This is a genomic window from Lactococcus sp. LG1267 (assembly GCF_017309545.1).
In the GTDB taxonomy this organism is placed as follows: Bacteria; Bacillota; Bacilli; order Lactobacillales; family Streptococcaceae; genus Lactococcus; species Lactococcus petauri.
Window position 1 is genome coordinate 1,952,852 of the sequence record NZ_CP071295.1, and the last position, 15,493, is coordinate 1,968,344.

Below are 15,493 nucleotides of genomic sequence, written 5' to 3' on the forward strand. Positions count from 1 at the left end.
AAAATCTAAGTTCCAAAATATATAGTTTAATGAGCAATCATTTCTTGTGCTATTTCTTGTGGTGATAAATCACTTGGATAAAATGTTGGCCAATTTTCAAGCTCCTCAAGTACTTTTTCCTGACTATCTGAACCATAAAAAATATGGAAATGTGCTGCCTTCATCGGTGAAATCGCATGATCACTAAACTGTACATATTTGAACTCGCCAGCATTATTATCATCGGTTTCAAAAAGATACCTCACTCCACGATTACCTTTTTCGTAATTTAAAATTTTAAATCCTTTGTACTCATAGTGATATTTATGTTTTACATTATTTTTCGTAAAGGTCATTGTATGGCTATCAATCAAAATATTACTCACATCACTCTCATATCCCTTTGCATAGTACTTCTTATATGCAGAAGGCGACTTATCTCCCTTAATTTTTGATTTATAATCAAACACCTGATCTAAAGTGCCATTTTGGAGCAAAGGGTACACTGACTGCCAATTTCCTGCGTAGTCAGTCAATGAACGATCTTTGACATCAGTATCCGAAAAATATCCATTTTCTACATTTTTTTCACTTTCAGGAGAGTGTTCTGCTTTTATTTCTTTACCTTTAACAGAGGTCGTTTTCTTAAGGGATTCCAAATTCTCCTCCATTACAGAGATATAGTTTTCCCCCTCCTTAATTTGTTTTGCTGTAAGACTTTCTAATGGATTTAGGACAGCCATTTTTACTTTGGCTTCACTCGCTAAAGTTTTTGCGAATTTATTGTTTGAATTATTTTCAAAATAAATATATTCTATGCCATTATTCTCTACATATTTTTTTAATTCTGCTAAACGTGCGGCAGAAGGTTCTTGATCAGGATTAAGTCCTGATATAGGAATTTGTTTTAACCCATAGTCTAGAGCTAAGTAACGAAAAGCTGCGTGCTGGGTTACAAAACTTTTCTGATTTGCATTTTTTAATTCTGAACTAAATTTTTCATCCAATTTTTTTAACTTACTCAGATATTTTGCAGAATTAGTTCCAAATGTCTTAGCTTTTTGTGGGTATAGTTTTTTCAGCTGCTTCTCAATCACTTCAACTTCTTTTATTGCCATTTTAGGAGATAACCATGTATGTGGGTCATAATCATGATGATGCCCTTCTTCCTCATGGTTATGCTCATGCTCTTCTTCCATTCCAGGAAGTAAAAGAAGTCCTTGAGTTCCTTCAATAATTTTGGGGTTATCCTTCTTCCATGATGCTTTAGATTTATTGACCCATGTTTCCATATTTTCATTATGGTACACAAAGACATCTGAGTTGCTAATTGTTGTCATATCTTTTGCTGAGGGTTCATAATCATGTGGCTCAGCCCCTGCCGGAACTAGCAGCTTAACTTCACCTTCATCTCCTACAATATTCTTTGTAAATTCATAGACGGGATAAAAGCTCGTAACAATAGACAGTTTTTCGCCATTTGTGTTTGTTGTGGCTTTATTTTGAGTTGTGTGACAAGCAGTGAGCAAGCTGAGTGATACGACTCCTAATAAAGCAGCTCCTATTTTTTTCTTATGATTAAACGCTCTTTTTTTCTTTTCCTTATAAAATATTACCACCTAAAATCTCCTTTTTAGTTTGTTTTTAGTTTACCGGTTAAGTATATCTTATTCTTTTCATTATGTCAACCAGTTAACTAATTTTTAAATTTTGTGCTAAAAAAAACAGCTGAAGAATCCTTTTCCTTCAGCTGTTTTTTTATAAAAATTTTTTAACAAAGTACTTCTACTATTTCTTCTCCAAATTATCTTGCAACTCCTGCCAAATTTGCTCATTTTCTTCCAAAGAATATGAGTTAGCGCCGGAAGCTAAAGCATGTCCACCTCCATCGTGCTTTTTAGCAATTTCGTTGATGGGTACGGTTTTTGAACGCATCCGTACACGATAGTGTCCGTCTGCTTGTTCCACAAAAATCGCCCATGATTGTACATCGCGGATACTTCCTGGAGTGCCAACGATACTTGATGTTTCGGCATCCCGTAAATTGAATTTTTCCAAAACCTCTTTACTTAAAAGCACACGTCCTGCACCATTTTCGGAAATTTCAAGATTTTCGTAAACATATCCTTGCAAACGCGCGACTTTCATATCAAATGAGGTCATTTCTCGCCCTAATGCTGGACGGTCAAAGTCAAACTCTGCAAGCTTACTTGCTAAATAAAGGGTTTGAGCTGAGGTTGCTGGATATAGGAAACGTCCAGTATCACCAACAATCCCTCCATAAAGAAGGCGCGCTGCTTCTTCATTCAAAGCTAGCCCATGGTTCAATGCAAAATCTGTGATAATCTCGGAAGCCGAACTGCGATCTGGCTCAACCAGACGTAAATCTCCGTAAGCATCATCATTTGGATGGTGGTCTATTTTAATGACATAGTCTGCTTGCATCCATCTGTCATCATCAATCCGTGGTGTATTTGCTGTATCACAGACGATACTAAGGTATCTTGTCCCCGACTCCAGCTCCACCTGATCCATCTCAGCCAAATAAGTAAGTGTTGGTTCATCATAACCCACAGCATAAATTTTCTTTTCGGGGAAATTTGCTCTTAAAATGGCACGCAAACCGCACTGAGAGCCTAGCGCATCTGGATCTGGATTTTTATGACGATGAATGAGAATCGTGTCGTATTCTTTGATTTTTGTAAGTATTTCTTTCATTATTTTTTTCCTTATGTAATTTGTAGATTCACAACTGCTTTGGCGATGATATTGTTGACATAATAAATTTCAATATCTACAACCGCGCCTAAACGGGTCTCGTTGATGACTTTAGGATAAATTTCCAAGAGATTATCAATCGCGACCGTGCCCATCACGTTGAGATTCATTGACTCTAGGATAACATTTCTACGCCGTCTTTTGTCAAGCGTTCTTTGAACGACGATTGCGACAATCTCACTCAGAGCAGCACTTGAAATATTTCCGACATTATTGACCATGAGCGGTTCAACCATCACAGTATATGCAGAGCCTTTTTCACTGATTTTACTGGACATGTCTTCACTAAAGGTATGTGTCACTTGGCTTTCTTCTTGGCTTCTTTGAAGACTTTCTAGCACTTCAGACTTGGTCACCACACCAGCATAGGTGTAATCCTTATTCACGATCGGCATGATGTCATAACCTTCATGAATCATCTTTTGTGAAATGCTCGCCACCGTCATTTTTTGCTTGGCAACAGCGGGGTAGTTCATTAGTTTGTTAATCTGCGTGTCCAGACTTTTATGGGCGATATCACGCATACTGACAACGCCAACAACTACACGATGAGGATTAACTACCACAAAACGGCTTAAATTGGTCCGTTTCATCAACTCCATAAAGTCTTTTACCGTATCTTCTTCACGTAATGCAGGGCGATGATCGTGGGAAATTTCAGCTACTGTGATGATATCTTTTTTTATCAATTCATTTGCTAAAGCATGACTGATACGATTTGCAACTGTAAAGGTGTCGTAAGTCGCGCGCATAAGCGGAATCCCCATCTCATTTGCATAATCAATAACATCCTGATCAACATCGAAACCACCTGTAACAAGCACAGCACTTTGACCATGCAGAGCCATACTCTGAATGTCTTTACGGTCACCGACAATCATCAAACTGTTTTTCATCAAAAACTTTTTCACACTTTCCGGCTGCATGGCACCGATGGAAAAACGACTAAATTCAACCTCAAGTCCAGCATGTCCACCCAAGATTTCAGCACTGGCAATTTCAGCAATTTTTCCGAAAGTCAACTTATGGTTACGTTTTTGTCCTTTCACCGATACTCGAACAGTACCTGAGCGGTCATTTACAGCAACTAAACCACGATTTTCTGCTTCTTTAATGGCCCGATAAGCTGTGCCATCTGCCACTTTTAAACGATTAGCGATACTACGGACACTGACTTGCTTACCAATGTCAAGTTTTTCTATATAATTAAGAATTTCTTCGTGTTTAGACATGAGATACTCCTAAGACTTGATTTCCTTTTTTAATATCAAACTCCTCAAATTCAGAGATGCGTCCTTTATTGTATTGTGTGCTACCTTTAAAACGGCCAATTCGCTTATAGCCTACTTTTTGAGCCACCCGTATCGAGCTGAGATTTTCCCGATCACAATTAAGCACAAGTTGCTTCAGTCCAATCTCTTTAAGACAAACTTGGGTTACAGAAGCGAGCACTTCAGTCATCAGACCTTGATTCCAATATTTTTTGTGAAGTACATAGGATAATTCTGCTGTACCCTTTTGCTCAACCAGCTTTGAAAACTGAATCAAACCAATCATTTTTTGCTCTGATTTTAGTTCGATTGCCCATTTACCTAAGGGCTCTTTCATGAAATGATTGGCTATGACAAAGCTGGTATGTGCAAGATTTGGATGGGGATTAAAGACAAATTGAAGATTACTTGCATCAGAGCTATATTCAAACATATCGGCTGCATCAGACATGACAAAAGGACGAAGCCATAGCCTGTTGGTTTCAATCTTTTGGTGTTCCGCAAGTTTTACATTGATATTCATTCTCACTGTTCCAGATTCTTATTTTTAATAAGCCTATTATATCACGTTACTTCTGCTATCTGTGATATAATTTCATTACTATGAACTATAGACGGATAAATCTCAAATTAGAGCACCCGCTTGCCTTTTGGTCTGCTTTCCCTGACCCTAGTGAGCGTTTTTTTTGGTACGATAGCCAAAAGCAAACTTTGATTATTGCCAGTCAACGCTTGCAAGCTGTGCAAGAACAAGATATCGCAAACTATCCTTACGTTTTTTACAGCCAGAGTTTTTTTGATGAAGTAAATGATGAGCTTTGGCAAGATTTCGGAAACGAGATTGTCGCTTTCAAGCATTACTTTGTACAAACACCTACAGAGTCTTATGTTTTGTCCTGTGATTCTCTCCAAGAAATTACGGACGAAAAGGGAAGTAAACTGTCCAACAGCTATACAGAAGAAGCTTCGGATTATCAAGAATGGCAAAGTCTTTACCAAAAGTTACAGGAAAATATTGCGCAGGGCAAAACAATCAAAATCGTAGCTTCTCGTCAAATTAAATTTACGAGTGAGCAGACTTTTAAGATTGAGCCAATTCTTGAGCGGTTGATAGAAAATAACCCTTCAGCTTTTATTTTTGCTTATCATAAAGCTGGTAAAACATTTCTTGGTGCTTCACCTGAAATTTTGGTCCAGAAAGAAGGTAATCATATTCTGAGCTATGCTTTAGCTGGAACCGTTCCCCGTTCCCTCGCTCATGGCGACACTCGCTTACTTCAAGACCCGAAAAATCTTCATGAACACCAAATTGTTGTCCAAAAGATTAAGGACAAGATGTTAGAGAAGTCACCCCATGTTCAGATAGGGAAAACGGGGATAATGGCTTTGAAGAATGTCTTTCATCTTCGAACACTCTTATCGACGGTTGATACGTCCAATTCCTTAATTGATTGGGCCAAGCACCTTCATCCTACACCAGCACTGGGCGGACAACCTAGTAAAGCGGCGCTTGACTTCCTCCGTGCCAATGAAAAACATGAACGCGGACTTTATGCGGCACCTTTAGGTCTAATCGATGCTCAAGGAGATGGAACACTCATCGTCGCCATTCGTTCAGCACTATTTGATGGGAAAACATGTTACGCCTATGCCGGTTGCGGCATTGTTGCCGCTTCAGACTGTCAAGCTGAATTTGATGAAACAAAGATAAAATTAAAAACAATACTCGAGGCACTTTAAAAATGAACAATGAATATTTAGCACCACTTGTTGATGAATTTTTCAATCTAGGCGTACGTGAAGCTGTATTTAGCCCGGGTTCACGTTCAACAGCTCTTGCCATGCTTTTTGAAGAGTACGGCAAATATGACACTTATGTCAATATTGATGAGCGCTCGGCTGCTTTTTTTGCCCTTGGTATAGCCAAAGCTCAACAACGTCCGGTAGTTCTTATCTGTACTTCTGGTTCTGCTGCTGCTCACTATCTCCCCGCCATTACTGAAGCGAAACACAGTCGTGTACCTCTGATTATTTTGAGCGCGGATCGGCCCAATGACTTGCAATTTGTGGGCGCTGCACAAACTGTAAATCAGGCGGATTACTTTGGCAAATTCGTTAACCATTATGAAGAGTTAAGTCATCCCAATGCTAATAATTTCTGGACTTATCCACGTAAGGTCGCACAACGTGCCTATATGGCATCTACTAATGTTCCCGCTGCTGCCGTACAAATCAATGTGCCTATCGGTGAGCCTTTGATTCCAGAACTCAACCCGGAACATTACCAAAAAGGTCGCAAGCCTTTCTCTCTCAGTCAAGGCAAAATTCAGCCGCAGCTTGTTCCGGAATTAAGTGGCAATGTGATTATTCTCGCAGGACCTGATAGTAACTCGGATTATCAAAAAGCACTTTTAGACCTGTCAGAAAAGATTCACGCACCTATCTTGGCAGATCCTTTGTCTAATTTACGTAATTATAGTCATCCCAATATTATTGATGCTTATGATGCTTTTCTCACACAGCCAGAGATCCTCAGCACACTTAAAGTGGACTGTTTCCTTCAGTTTGGTCAAATTCCTGTATCAAAACGCGTTTTACAATTAATTGCTCGCAATCCTGAGGCAGAATATATCCAAGTTGATTCGGCACTTGATTATCGCAATCCAAGTCAAACCACGACACAGATTATTCAGGCTGAACCAGCACTTTTTTGTGAAGCAGTTCAACCTTCAACTTCTGGTAAAAGGGCACTCAAGCAGTGGCAAGACTATCAGCACTCCATGCGCCATAAACTCGATACAGTTAAAGATGAAACTGCACCTTTTGAAGGACGTTATGTTCAAAGTCTGCAAGACCTTCTTCCGGAACAAGCACAGCTTCTGATTTCTAACTCGATGGCTATACGCGATGTTGATTACTTTTGGCGCAGTCGTCAAGCCACTGTTCGTCTTTTAGGAAACCGAGGTACCAATGGTATTGACGGACAAGAGTCAACCGCCTTAGGTATATCTACGAGCGGACAACCTACGGTCCTCTTAACCGGTGATCTCTCTATGCTTCACGATATCAATGGCTTAATCGTAGGCAAAACCCATCAGCTCAACTTGACTATCGTCCTTTTCAACAATGACGGTGGCGGAATCTTCCACCATTTGGCGCAAAAGGGGCAACCACATTTTGACTATCTGTTCTCAACGCCACACGGTTTAGATTTTGGAGGCTTAGCACAATTGGTGGGGCTAGATTATCATCTCGTGGGAGATTATCAGGACTTTGAAAGACAATTCAGTCAAAGCTTTACTCAAACAGGTATTCATCTTCTGGAAATAAAAACAGACAAGGATGTGAGCTTAGACTTGCACAAAAAATATACGACTTATGCTATTTGAAGATAAATATATCCAGATTGATTCCCTTACCTTTCATGTCAGGATACATGGTCAAGGTAAGCCCCTTTTAGCCTTACATGGTTTTAGCCAGTCTGCTTCGACTTGGGATGCTTTAGATATACCAGGCTACCAAATCTTTGCTTTAGACCTTGTGGGACATGGAAAGTCCAGCAAGCCGGAACAACTTGATGCTTACCGTTTGGTAAACATTTGTGCGCAGCTCCGACAAATCATTCAAAACCTTTTTCAAGAAAAAAGCTACAGCTTACTGGGCTATTCCATGGGTGGACGGATTGCACTGCAATTTGCACTGAAATCTCCTGAACAGCCCATTGAACAACTTATCATTGAATCAGCTGCCCCTGGCATAGCTGACAGTAATCAACGTGAAAAACGCCTCCAAGCTGATCTTCACTTGGCTGAACAAATCGAGGAAAATGGTGCTGTCTGGTTTGCAAATTATTGGGGCGCACTTCCCATCTTCAAAAGTCAACAAAATCTTTCTCAGGAAGAGCAATATAAAATTTGGTCCAGTCGCGCCCTAAATGCACCTCATGCCCTGGCCCAAACTTTACGCGCTACCAGCCAAGGAAAGCTTCCAGACATTTCAGAGAAGCTCCCAGATTTAAACTTACCCCTAATCTATATCACTGGAGCTCTGGATCAAAAATATAAACGAATCGCTGAACAAATCGGTACTTATCCAAAAGCGCAAAGTCTGATTGTGGAGGGCGCAGGGCATAATGTACATCTGGAACTACCTCAACATTTTAATTTAATCTTAAAGACACATTTGCATGACTCAGCCATGCTATAATGAATAAATAAACAAAAAAAGGAGACAAATTATGTCAAAATATAACTGGCTTGCTTTAGACCGCAAGTACGAAGATGTCATTTACGAAACTTATAACGGTATTGCGAAAATTACGATCAATCGTCCTGAAGTACGTAATGCGTTTCGCCCTAAAACAGTGGTGGAACTTATTGATGCCTTTACTGTAGCGCGTGATGACACTTCGATTGGTGTCATTGTTTTGACAGGTGCTAATCACGGCCAAGGCGAAGACAAAGAAGCTTTCTGTTCTGGCGGCGACCAAAAAGTCCGTGGCGACGGTGGCTATGTTGGTGAAGATCAAATCCCTCGTCTTAACGTCTTAGACTTGCAACACTTGATCCGTATCACACCAAAACCTGTTATTGCTATGGTCAACGGTTTTGCTATCGGTGGTGGGCACGTTCTCCACATCGTTTGTGACTTAACGATTGCTTCTGAAAATGCTAAGTTTGGTCAAACAGGCCCACGTGTTGGTTCTTTTGATGCTGGTTATGGTGCTGGACTCTTGGCTGCTATGGTTGGTCAAAAGAAAGCACGTGAAATCTGGTTCCTCTGCCGTCAATACACTGCACAAGAAGCAATGGATATGGGCATGGTAAACACTGTTGTACCTTTTGATCAACTTGAAGACGAAACAGTTAAATGGGCCGAAGAAATGCTTGCCTTGTCACCAATGGCACTTCGTATGCTTAAAGGCTCAATGAATGCTGCAACTGATGGACTTGCTGGCTTGCAACAATTTGCTGGTGATGCAACGCTCATGTACTACCTCAGTGATGAAGCCAAAGAAGGGCGCGATGCTTTCAAAGAAAAACGCAAACCTGACTTTGATCAATTCCCTAAATTCCCATAAGCTATGAAATGGTTAAAAGAACAGGCTGAAAAATCGCCAAATAAACTTTTCTTAAATCAACTGACTTTTAAAGAAGTCTACGATAAAACTGTTCAGACAGCCCAACATTTAAACAAAGAAACAGCTAGGCACAACCGCCTAGCTCTTCTTTCAGAAAATTCGCCAGAGATGGCAATTGTGCTCTTTGCGCTGTTGGCTTTGGATAAGGAAGTCCTCTTGCTCAACACCCATCTTACAGCTAATGAAATCCGAGAGCAACTGACTGAACTTGATGTGGAACTGCTGATTGCTTCGGACCAGCAAACCTATCCAGCAGACTTGTCTTTCTCTGATATCCATTCTTTAGAAACCAGCAGAGCTGTGCTCAATTGGCAGCCAGTGCCAGAGAAAATTGCTGTGATCATGAACACCAGTGCGACAACTGGAAAGTTCAAATCAGTACCTATCACTTGGAAAATGCTTGCGGCACATGTGGCTGCTTCTGCAATAACCATGGGCGTTCTTCCAGAAGACAACTGGCTTGTCGTTCTCCCCATGTTTCATGTCAGTGGTCTATCCATCATCATGCGCAGCCTCTATAATGCCACTCAGGCCACCATACGTGCTTCTTTCGATGAGGAAGAGTTGATTAAACTAATTAATAACAGCTCGGTCAATATGGTTTCCATGGTACCGACCATGCTTAAACGTGTTCATGAAAAAATTGCTGCCAAAAGTCTTCGCGTCCTCTTGTTAGGGGGGGAATTTATTCCCCAACCTTTGATACAGGCATGTTTTGCACAAGGTCTACCTGTCTACAAAACTTACGGGATGACCGAAACTTTTTCCCAATCTGTTACCTTCAACATTTTGGAACATCCGGACAAGCTGACTTCTGTCGGTCAAGCACTTCCTGGCGTGGAGATTAAAATTTTAAACCCTGATGCTGATCAGGCTGGCGAAATACATCTAAAATCGCCAATGCTCATGAAAGGTTATCTTAATCAAGAGGACGTTCATCTCTTCAACACTGGAGATATTGGCTATCTTGATAAGGACAATTTCCTTTATATTCTCAATCGTCGTAAAGATATCATTATTTCCGGTGGAGAAAATATTTATCCCAAAGAGATTGAGGATTTACTCTATAGCTTAGAGGGAATTATCGAATGTGCGCTTGTCCCGCAGGAAGATCAGACTTGGGGTCAAGTGCCACTTCTTTTCTACGCTGGGACACCCGATATACAAGAAATTACAAGCTTTTTGCGTCAACGTCTGGCCAAGTATAAACTTCCCCGTCAGATTATCAAAATGAATGCTCTACCCAAAAATGCCTCAGGCAAAATCCTTAGGAAAAATTTAAAACATGAAGCTTAGATCGATTAGTTTGAATCACGTCCAACTTCCGATGAAGTTTAACTTCAAGACAGCCAAAGGTGAGCTGAAGCAGCGTGACACCATTATTATCATTGTCGAAGACGAAACCGGCCATCAAGGGTATGGTGAATGCGTAAGCTTCACCACACCTTTCTACACGCAAGAAACATTTGACAGCTCATGGGAATGCTTGTCGCAGACTTACATTCCAAAAGTAATGACAGCAAACTTCACACATCCCTTTGAGATTCATGAGTTTTTTGAGCAGCCCTTACCGATGGCAATGGCAGGTTTGGAGAATGCCTTGTTGGATCTTTATTACAAAGCTCAAGGAAAAAATACAATCGCTGCCCTTTTTCCTGAACCATTGACAGAAACTTTATCCCGTGGGGCCGTCTTGGGCGATGTGCCTTTTGAGCAGCTTCCTGAAAAAATCGAAGCCTTAATCGCCCAAGGTGTGGGAAGAATAAAGCTTAAAATTAAACCCGCGGATGGTTTTGAACGCGTCCAATATGCTGTAGAGCATTATCCTCAGCTCCAATGGGCTGTTGATGCCAACCGCTCTTATGCCCTTGAAAATATCGAAGCGCTGGTAAAGCTCGATCAATTTGGACTTGTCTGCATTGAAGAGCCTTTTGCTACTGATAATCTCGAAGATTATAAAGACATTCTTCCGCAGCTTTCAACACCTATCTGTTTTGATGAAAATGTCCTAACTTGGAGTGATTTACAGACTCTTTCTCAACTTAAGGGGAAAACCATGCTCAATATCAAAATTGGCCGCTTAGGTGGACTTTATCAAACAAAAGAAGCTATCGCCTTTTGCCGGAAAAATAACATTTCCTTCTGGATTGGCAGTATGGTCGAAAGTGGTATTTCCAAGATATTGCATACACAACTGGCCACTTTAAGCGACAATATCATGCCAGGGGATTTGTCAGATTCGTCCTATTATTTTACGGAAGATTTAATCGTACCAGAGATTAAATTTATTGAAGGCAAGATGAATAGACCGCGTGGCAAGGGCTTGGGTGTATCTATCAATCAAGCAGCACTTGAATATTACACCGTGAAAAAGGAGATTTTTACATGAATTTAATTGAACAACTGGGTATTCAAAAGCTGGTTTTAACCCCAACAGGTTTTACCGCTCAAATGCCTTTAGGAAACTTTCACGCGCAACCTCAAGGTTTCTTAAATGGTGGTGCAACGCTAGCCTTTGCTGAGGTTGCTGCTGGTATGGCAAGTAATCTCTTGCTTGACGATAAACATTTTGCTGTCGGCCAAGCGGTCAATGGCAATCATTTGAACCCAACTAAAGCAGCAGGAATACTCTTTGCTCAAGGTCTTCTTCTGCACAAAGGTGGGCGTACACATGTGTGGGAGCTGAAGTTTACAGATGCGCGTGAGGTTTTAGTGGCACAAGTCACTGTAACCAACGCTATTGTGGCAAAAAGATATGAATAAAGACAACATAATATTTACAGAGTTGGTGGATATAGATGAAGCCGAACTTGCGGATATCAATCAATTAATTATCGACACTTGGGCTTATCAAGAGTGGAATAAACAAGAAAATGTCTTGCCTATGGCTGATTTTTTTCTTGAAACAATCCTCTTGACCTCCACAAAAGTCTTTGTCGCTAAAGATAAGGGGAAAATTATCGGCGTCGTCGCTGCTGCCCTCACTCCTGATTTACTTCCCAAAAGTCGGATAAGGTACCACCAACTTGAAGCTCTGAGTTTAATTATCAACCAAGGAAAACCAGAAACCGTTTTTGACTTTTACTTGGAAACCATGAAGCTCAATGAGGAACTTATACAGCAAAGCAAGGAAACCTTTGATGCTGCCTTAAACCTCTTAATCTTAAATGAGAACTACAAAGGCTTAGGTCTTGGCAGTAAACTCTATCAGCTTTTCCTTGATTACTTAAAAGAAAATAAAGCAAAAACCTTCTTCCTACTTACAGACAGCTATTCCAACTATCCTTTTTACGAGAAGAAAGGCTTAAAAAGAATCGCCGCACAGCGTTTCTCTTGGAGTAATGATGCGGAAGTTTCAGAAGAGGATGTTGAGGAATATTATGTTTATGCGGGGCGAGTGGGTTGACTCATTTACTAATATTACTCCGGAAATCATCGCATCAACACATTAGAATTTTCTTAGCTTCACAAAGTAATCCCGCTGTTATATTGTTAGCTCCCTCCATATTTGTAGAATAATTTTCTTCATCTTTCAATGAATTTTTAAAAATTAAAACACTTAAAATGTGATAATATTTTAGATAAATATATTTTATCTTGAGAAAAAAGCTTGATAGAGAGGAAAAACAACAATGACAAGAGTAAAATTAAATACAGATAGGCTAAAGGATAATCAATGACTGAATTATTTACAATCCTATCCGAAATCGCAAATTTTTTCTTAGCTCTTGGTGTTTTGTCATTAGCACTTGACCAAAGCCGTACTAAAAGAGAGCTTCGGGAGATTAAACGGATTCTTTTAGAAAAGGAATGAAAGTAAAAAGCTTATATCAAAACGATATAAGCTTTTCATTTATTTTCCTACGGCTTCATAGGCCCGCATAAACTTCTCAGCATTCCCTTTAACGCCTGCAAAATCACCTGTTAAGGCTGGTGCTGTCACACCACCTCCTGCACTTACAGCAGTCGCTCCGACTTTAAACCACTCTGCCACATTTGATTCATTAACACCACCAGATGGCATCACATTGATGTAAGGGAAAGGACCTTTAAGGTCCTTAATCATCGCAGCTCCTGCAATATCTCCTGGGAAAAGCTTAATGAGTTCAGAGCCATATTCCATCGCGGTTTGTGCTTCTAATGGGGTCATCACTCCTGGAATATAAGGGATTTGATACAGGTTACAGATTTTAGCAACTTCTTTGTTAAAAGTTGGACTCACAATAAATTGAGCACCGGCAATAATTGCTAAACGTGCTGAGGTCGCTTCTAAAACAGTCCCTGCACCAATCATCACATCAGTTCCTGCATATGTAGCTACAAGATCAGCAATTACATCGTTTGCACGAGGTACCGAATAAGTCAGCTCAATACTTTTAATCCCACCGTCTACAACTGCTTCTACTATTTTGACGGCATCTTCGGCACTATCTGCGCGTACCACTGAAACAACACCCGACTTAATCACCTTTTCCAATAATTCTGCTCTTTGCATTATAAATCTCCTTGATAATTCTGACTCTTATAGAAATCCATAAGTTCCTGACGTGTCGGATATCCTTCACTATCCCCCGCACTTTGAACTGCCAAAGCGCCAATAGCACACGCACGATGTACAGCAACTTCCAGCGTTTTACCTTCAAGTAAAGCAGATTCTAAGCCGACAGCAAAGCCATCGCCTGCGCCTACTGTATCAACGACCTTGTCCACTTTAAAGCCAGAAACGGTATAAGTAGCACCAGCTTTCGTTTTGACAAATGCGCCTTCAGCGCCCAGTTTCACTACAACACTTTCGGTTAGACTGCTTTGGCTCAAATAAAAATCAGCAATTTTTTCTGGTTGGCTTGAACCCATCAGTATCTGGCCTTCATTAATACCCGGTAAAACGATTTGGCTGTTCTTCGCTAAGTTGTTGAGAGTATCTACCATTTCTTTTTGATTTTTCCAAAGCGCTGGACGAAGGTTTGGGTCAAATACCGTGAAGACTTTATTTTCCTGCAGCTTATCATTAAACGCTCTAAAAGTTTGAAGTGTTCTGGGCGATAATGCTGGAAAGATCCCTGAAAGATGAGCAATCTGAACATCTGCTAAAGTAGATAAATCAATCTCATCTATCTTCAAGTTTGAAGCAGCTGAATTTTTACGAAAATATGAAGTAACCGGATCCCCCGTACTCACACATTGTTTCAAATAAACACCTGTCAAAAAGTTTTCATCGTAAATCAAGTTTTGCGTATCCAGCTCTGCTTCTTGTGCAGCCTCAGTGATAAACCGTCCAAAAGTATCTGCCCCAACTTTGGATACATAGCCCGCACTGTGACCTAAACGTTTGATACCAAGTGCAACATTAAATTCTGCTCCTGCGAGGTATTTCTTGAAATGTACTGCTTCATCTAAGCTGACATCCACATCTTGTGAGGCCATCACGACTAGAGGCTCACCTATTGTTATAAATTTTGGCATAATTCTTTCTCCAAGGTTCAGCTCTTTATTTTATGGTTGCTTACCAATGTAGGCTAAGATTCCGCCATCTACATAGAGAATATGACCGTTGACAAAGTCAGAAGCCTTCGAAGCCAAGAAGACTGCTGGGCCTTCAAGATCTTCTGGTTCTCCCCAACGCTCTGCTGGCGTTTTGGCAATGATAAAGGAATCAAAAGGATGACGTGAACCATCTTCTTGTAACTCACGTAAGGGCGCTGTTTGGGGTGTCGCAATGTAGCCAGGGCCAATACCATTACATTGGATATTATATTTGCCGTATTCTGAGGCAATGTTCTTCGTCAACATCTTCAAACCACCTTTAGCAGCAGCATAGGCTGAAACTGTTTCACGACCAAGCTCTGACATCATTGAACAGATGTTGATGATTTTACCGCCACCTTTCTTCATCATACCTGGAATAACTGCTTTCGAAACGATAAATGGACCATTCAAATCAATATCAATCACTTGACGGAAATCAGCGGCTGACATGTCAATCATCGGTGTACGTTTGATAATACCGGCATTGTTGACCAAGATGTCAATAATGCCGACTTCTTTTTCAATTTGCTCAACCATTGCATTAATTCCTGCTTCATCAGTCACATCACAAACATAACCGTGCGCTGCAATGCCTGCTTCTTGGTAAGCTACCATACCACGATCAACTGCTTCTTGGTTGATGTCATTAAATACAATCGTTGCTCCCGCTTTGGCATAGCTTGATGCCAAGGCAAAGCCGATACCGTAAGTCGCTCCTGTTACAAGGGCGATTTTTCCTTGAAGTGAAAAGGCGTTTAAAATATTCTCAGTCATAATCTTCTCTTTCTGCTTTCGTTTA

16 protein-coding genes are annotated in these 15,493 nt (G+C 40.6%); 9 read left to right on the forward strand and 7 right to left on the reverse strand.

All coding sequences use genetic code 11. From position 1 onward, the window contains the following. Positions 1–26: 26 nt before the first annotated feature. From J0J33_RS09535 to J0J33_RS09550, 4 genes are all read right to left on the reverse strand, one after another. Complete coding sequence (locus tag J0J33_RS09535) at positions 27–1,598, reverse strand: zinc ABC transporter substrate-binding protein AdcA (RefSeq protein ID WP_305067146.1); 1,572 nt, start codon at positions 1,596–1,598, stop codon at positions 27–29. 169 nt (positions 1,599–1,767) lie between these two features. Beyond that, a complete protein-coding gene (locus J0J33_RS09540; protein WP_191672779.1) occupies positions 1,768–2,697 on the reverse strand; it encodes a bifunctional oligoribonuclease/PAP phosphatase NrnA in 930 nt (309 codons plus the stop codon). Between the two features lie 11 nt (positions 2,698–2,708). Further along, entirely contained in the window at positions 2,709–3,989 is a 1,281-nt protein-coding gene (locus tag J0J33_RS09545) for a DRTGG domain-containing protein (RefSeq protein ID WP_019293212.1), read from the reverse strand. Next, the gene (locus tag J0J33_RS09550; RefSeq protein ID WP_206887625.1) at positions 3,982–4,551 is read right to left on the reverse strand and encodes a GNAT family N-acetyltransferase; all 570 of its coding nucleotides are present in this window, start codon (positions 4,549–4,551) and stop codon (positions 3,982–3,984) included. Before J0J33_RS09550 ends, J0J33_RS09545 begins: the two co-directional genes overlap by 8 nt. A gap of 80 nt (positions 4,552–4,631) precedes the next feature. On the opposite strand from J0J33_RS09550, the gene J0J33_RS09555 reads away from it, so the two are divergent. The 9 genes from J0J33_RS09555 (at position 4,632) to J0J33_RS09595 (ending at position 12,982) form a co-directional block, all read left to right on the forward strand. Further along, positions 4,632–5,768: an isochorismate synthase gene (locus tag J0J33_RS09555; protein WP_191672777.1), complete on the forward strand. Its 1,137-nt coding sequence runs from the start codon at positions 4,632–4,634 to the stop codon at positions 5,766–5,768. Positions 5,769–5,770: 2 nt separating this feature from the next. Further along, positions 5,771–7,417, forward strand: coding sequence for a 2-succinyl-5-enolpyruvyl-6-hydroxy-3-cyclohexene-1-carboxylic-acid synthase (gene menD / locus J0J33_RS09560; protein WP_141920861.1), 1,647 nt, complete (start codon positions 5,771–5,773; stop codon positions 7,415–7,417). Further along, entirely contained in the window at positions 7,407–8,234 is an 828-nt protein-coding gene (gene menH, locus J0J33_RS09565) for a 2-succinyl-6-hydroxy-2,4-cyclohexadiene-1-carboxylate synthase (protein ID WP_206887629.1), read from the forward strand. Before menD ends, menH begins: the two co-directional genes overlap by 11 nt. 31 nt (positions 8,235–8,265) lie before the next feature. Then, on the forward strand, positions 8,266–9,108 hold the full coding sequence (gene menB / locus J0J33_RS09570) for a 1,4-dihydroxy-2-naphthoyl-CoA synthase (protein WP_003134096.1): 843 nt from the start codon (positions 8,266–8,268) through the stop codon (positions 9,106–9,108). Between the two features lie 3 nt (positions 9,109–9,111). Beyond that, complete coding sequence (menE, locus tag J0J33_RS09575) at positions 9,112–10,464, forward strand: o-succinylbenzoate--CoA ligase (protein ID WP_019335438.1); 1,353 nt, start codon at positions 9,112–9,114, stop codon at positions 10,462–10,464. Continuing rightward, positions 10,454–11,557: an o-succinylbenzoate synthase gene (menC, locus tag J0J33_RS09580; protein ID WP_206887632.1), complete on the forward strand. Its 1,104-nt coding sequence runs from the start codon at positions 10,454–10,456 to the stop codon at positions 11,555–11,557. Before menE ends, menC begins: the two co-directional genes overlap by 11 nt. Next, the gene (locus tag J0J33_RS09585; protein ID WP_019293219.1) at positions 11,554–11,931 is read left to right on the forward strand and encodes a PaaI family thioesterase; all 378 of its coding nucleotides are present in this window, start codon (positions 11,554–11,556) and stop codon (positions 11,929–11,931) included. The genes menC and J0J33_RS09585 overlap by 4 nt, the downstream gene beginning before the upstream one ends. Further along, positions 11,924–12,574, forward strand: coding sequence for a GNAT family N-acetyltransferase (locus J0J33_RS09590; RefSeq protein ID WP_206887638.1), 651 nt, complete (start codon positions 11,924–11,926; stop codon positions 12,572–12,574). The genes J0J33_RS09585 and J0J33_RS09590 overlap by 8 nt, the downstream gene beginning before the upstream one ends. A 270-nt stretch (positions 12,575–12,844) precedes the next feature. After that, positions 12,845–12,982, forward strand: a complete 138-nt coding sequence (locus tag J0J33_RS09595) for a hypothetical protein (RefSeq protein ID WP_019294124.1) — start codon at positions 12,845–12,847, stop codon at positions 12,980–12,982. Between the two features lie 39 nt (positions 12,983–13,021). Here J0J33_RS09595 and J0J33_RS09600 read toward each other — a convergent pair whose 3' ends face one another. From J0J33_RS09600 to J0J33_RS09610, 3 genes are read right to left on the reverse strand one after another with little or no spacing between them, the layout of a single operon-like run. Next, positions 13,022–13,663 carry a bifunctional 4-hydroxy-2-oxoglutarate aldolase/2-dehydro-3-deoxy-phosphogluconate aldolase gene (locus J0J33_RS09600; RefSeq protein ID WP_191672771.1) on the reverse strand — a complete coding sequence of 214 codons (642 nt, stop codon included), beginning with the start codon at positions 13,661–13,663 and terminating at the stop codon, positions 13,022–13,024. Continuing rightward, positions 13,663–14,631 carry a sugar kinase gene (locus J0J33_RS09605; protein ID WP_061412434.1) on the reverse strand — a complete coding sequence of 323 codons (969 nt, stop codon included), beginning with the start codon at positions 14,629–14,631 and terminating at the stop codon, positions 13,663–13,665. The genes J0J33_RS09600 and J0J33_RS09605 overlap by 1 nt, the downstream gene beginning before the upstream one ends. Positions 14,632–14,661: 30 nt before the next feature. Beyond that, positions 14,662–15,468, reverse strand: a complete 807-nt coding sequence (locus J0J33_RS09610; protein WP_206887642.1) for a gluconate 5-dehydrogenase — start codon at positions 15,466–15,468, stop codon at positions 14,662–14,664. Between the last annotated feature and the right edge of the window lie 25 nt (positions 15,469–15,493).

Excerpts from the sequence above, each read along its gene's own strand:
- J0J33_RS09545 (WP_019293212.1), bottom strand. The coding sequence starts at position 3,989 with ATGTCTAAACACGAAGAAATTCTTAATTATATAGAAAAACTTGACATT.
- J0J33_RS09585 (WP_019293219.1), top strand. The coding sequence starts at position 11,554 with ATGAATTTAATTGAACAACTGGGTATTCAAAAGCTGGTTTTAACCCCA.
- menE (WP_019335438.1), top strand. The coding sequence starts at position 9,112 with ATGAAATGGTTAAAAGAACAGGCTGAAAAATCGCCAAATAAACTTTTC.
- J0J33_RS09550 (WP_206887625.1), bottom strand. The coding sequence starts at position 4,551 with ATGAATATCAATGTAAAACTTGCGGAACACCAAAAGATTGAAACCAAC.
- J0J33_RS09540 (WP_191672779.1), bottom strand. The coding sequence starts at position 2,697 with ATGAAAGAAATACTTACAAAAATCAAAGAATACGACACGATTCTCATT.
- menD (WP_141920861.1), top strand. The coding sequence starts at position 5,771 with ATGAACAATGAATATTTAGCACCACTTGTTGATGAATTTTTCAATCTA.
- J0J33_RS09610 (WP_206887642.1), bottom strand. The coding sequence starts at position 15,468 with ATGACTGAGAATATTTTAAACGCCTTTTCACTTCAAGGAAAAATCGCC.
- J0J33_RS09600 (WP_191672771.1), bottom strand. The coding sequence starts at position 13,663 with ATGCAAAGAGCAGAATTATTGGAAAAGGTGATTAAGTCGGGTGTTGTT.
- J0J33_RS09595 (WP_019294124.1), top strand. The coding sequence starts at position 12,845 with ATGACTGAATTATTTACAATCCTATCCGAAATCGCAAATTTTTTCTTA.
- menH (WP_206887629.1), top strand. The coding sequence starts at position 7,407 with ATGCTATTTGAAGATAAATATATCCAGATTGATTCCCTTACCTTTCAT.
- J0J33_RS09555 (WP_191672777.1), top strand. The coding sequence starts at position 4,632 with ATGAACTATAGACGGATAAATCTCAAATTAGAGCACCCGCTTGCCTTT.
- menB (WP_003134096.1), top strand. The coding sequence starts at position 8,266 with ATGTCAAAATATAACTGGCTTGCTTTAGACCGCAAGTACGAAGATGTC.
- J0J33_RS09605 (WP_061412434.1), bottom strand. The coding sequence starts at position 14,631 with ATGCCAAAATTTATAACAATAGGTGAGCCTCTAGTCGTGATGGCCTCA.
- menC (WP_206887632.1), top strand. The coding sequence starts at position 10,454 with ATGAAGCTTAGATCGATTAGTTTGAATCACGTCCAACTTCCGATGAAG.
- J0J33_RS09590 (WP_206887638.1), top strand. The coding sequence starts at position 11,924 with ATGAATAAAGACAACATAATATTTACAGAGTTGGTGGATATAGATGAA.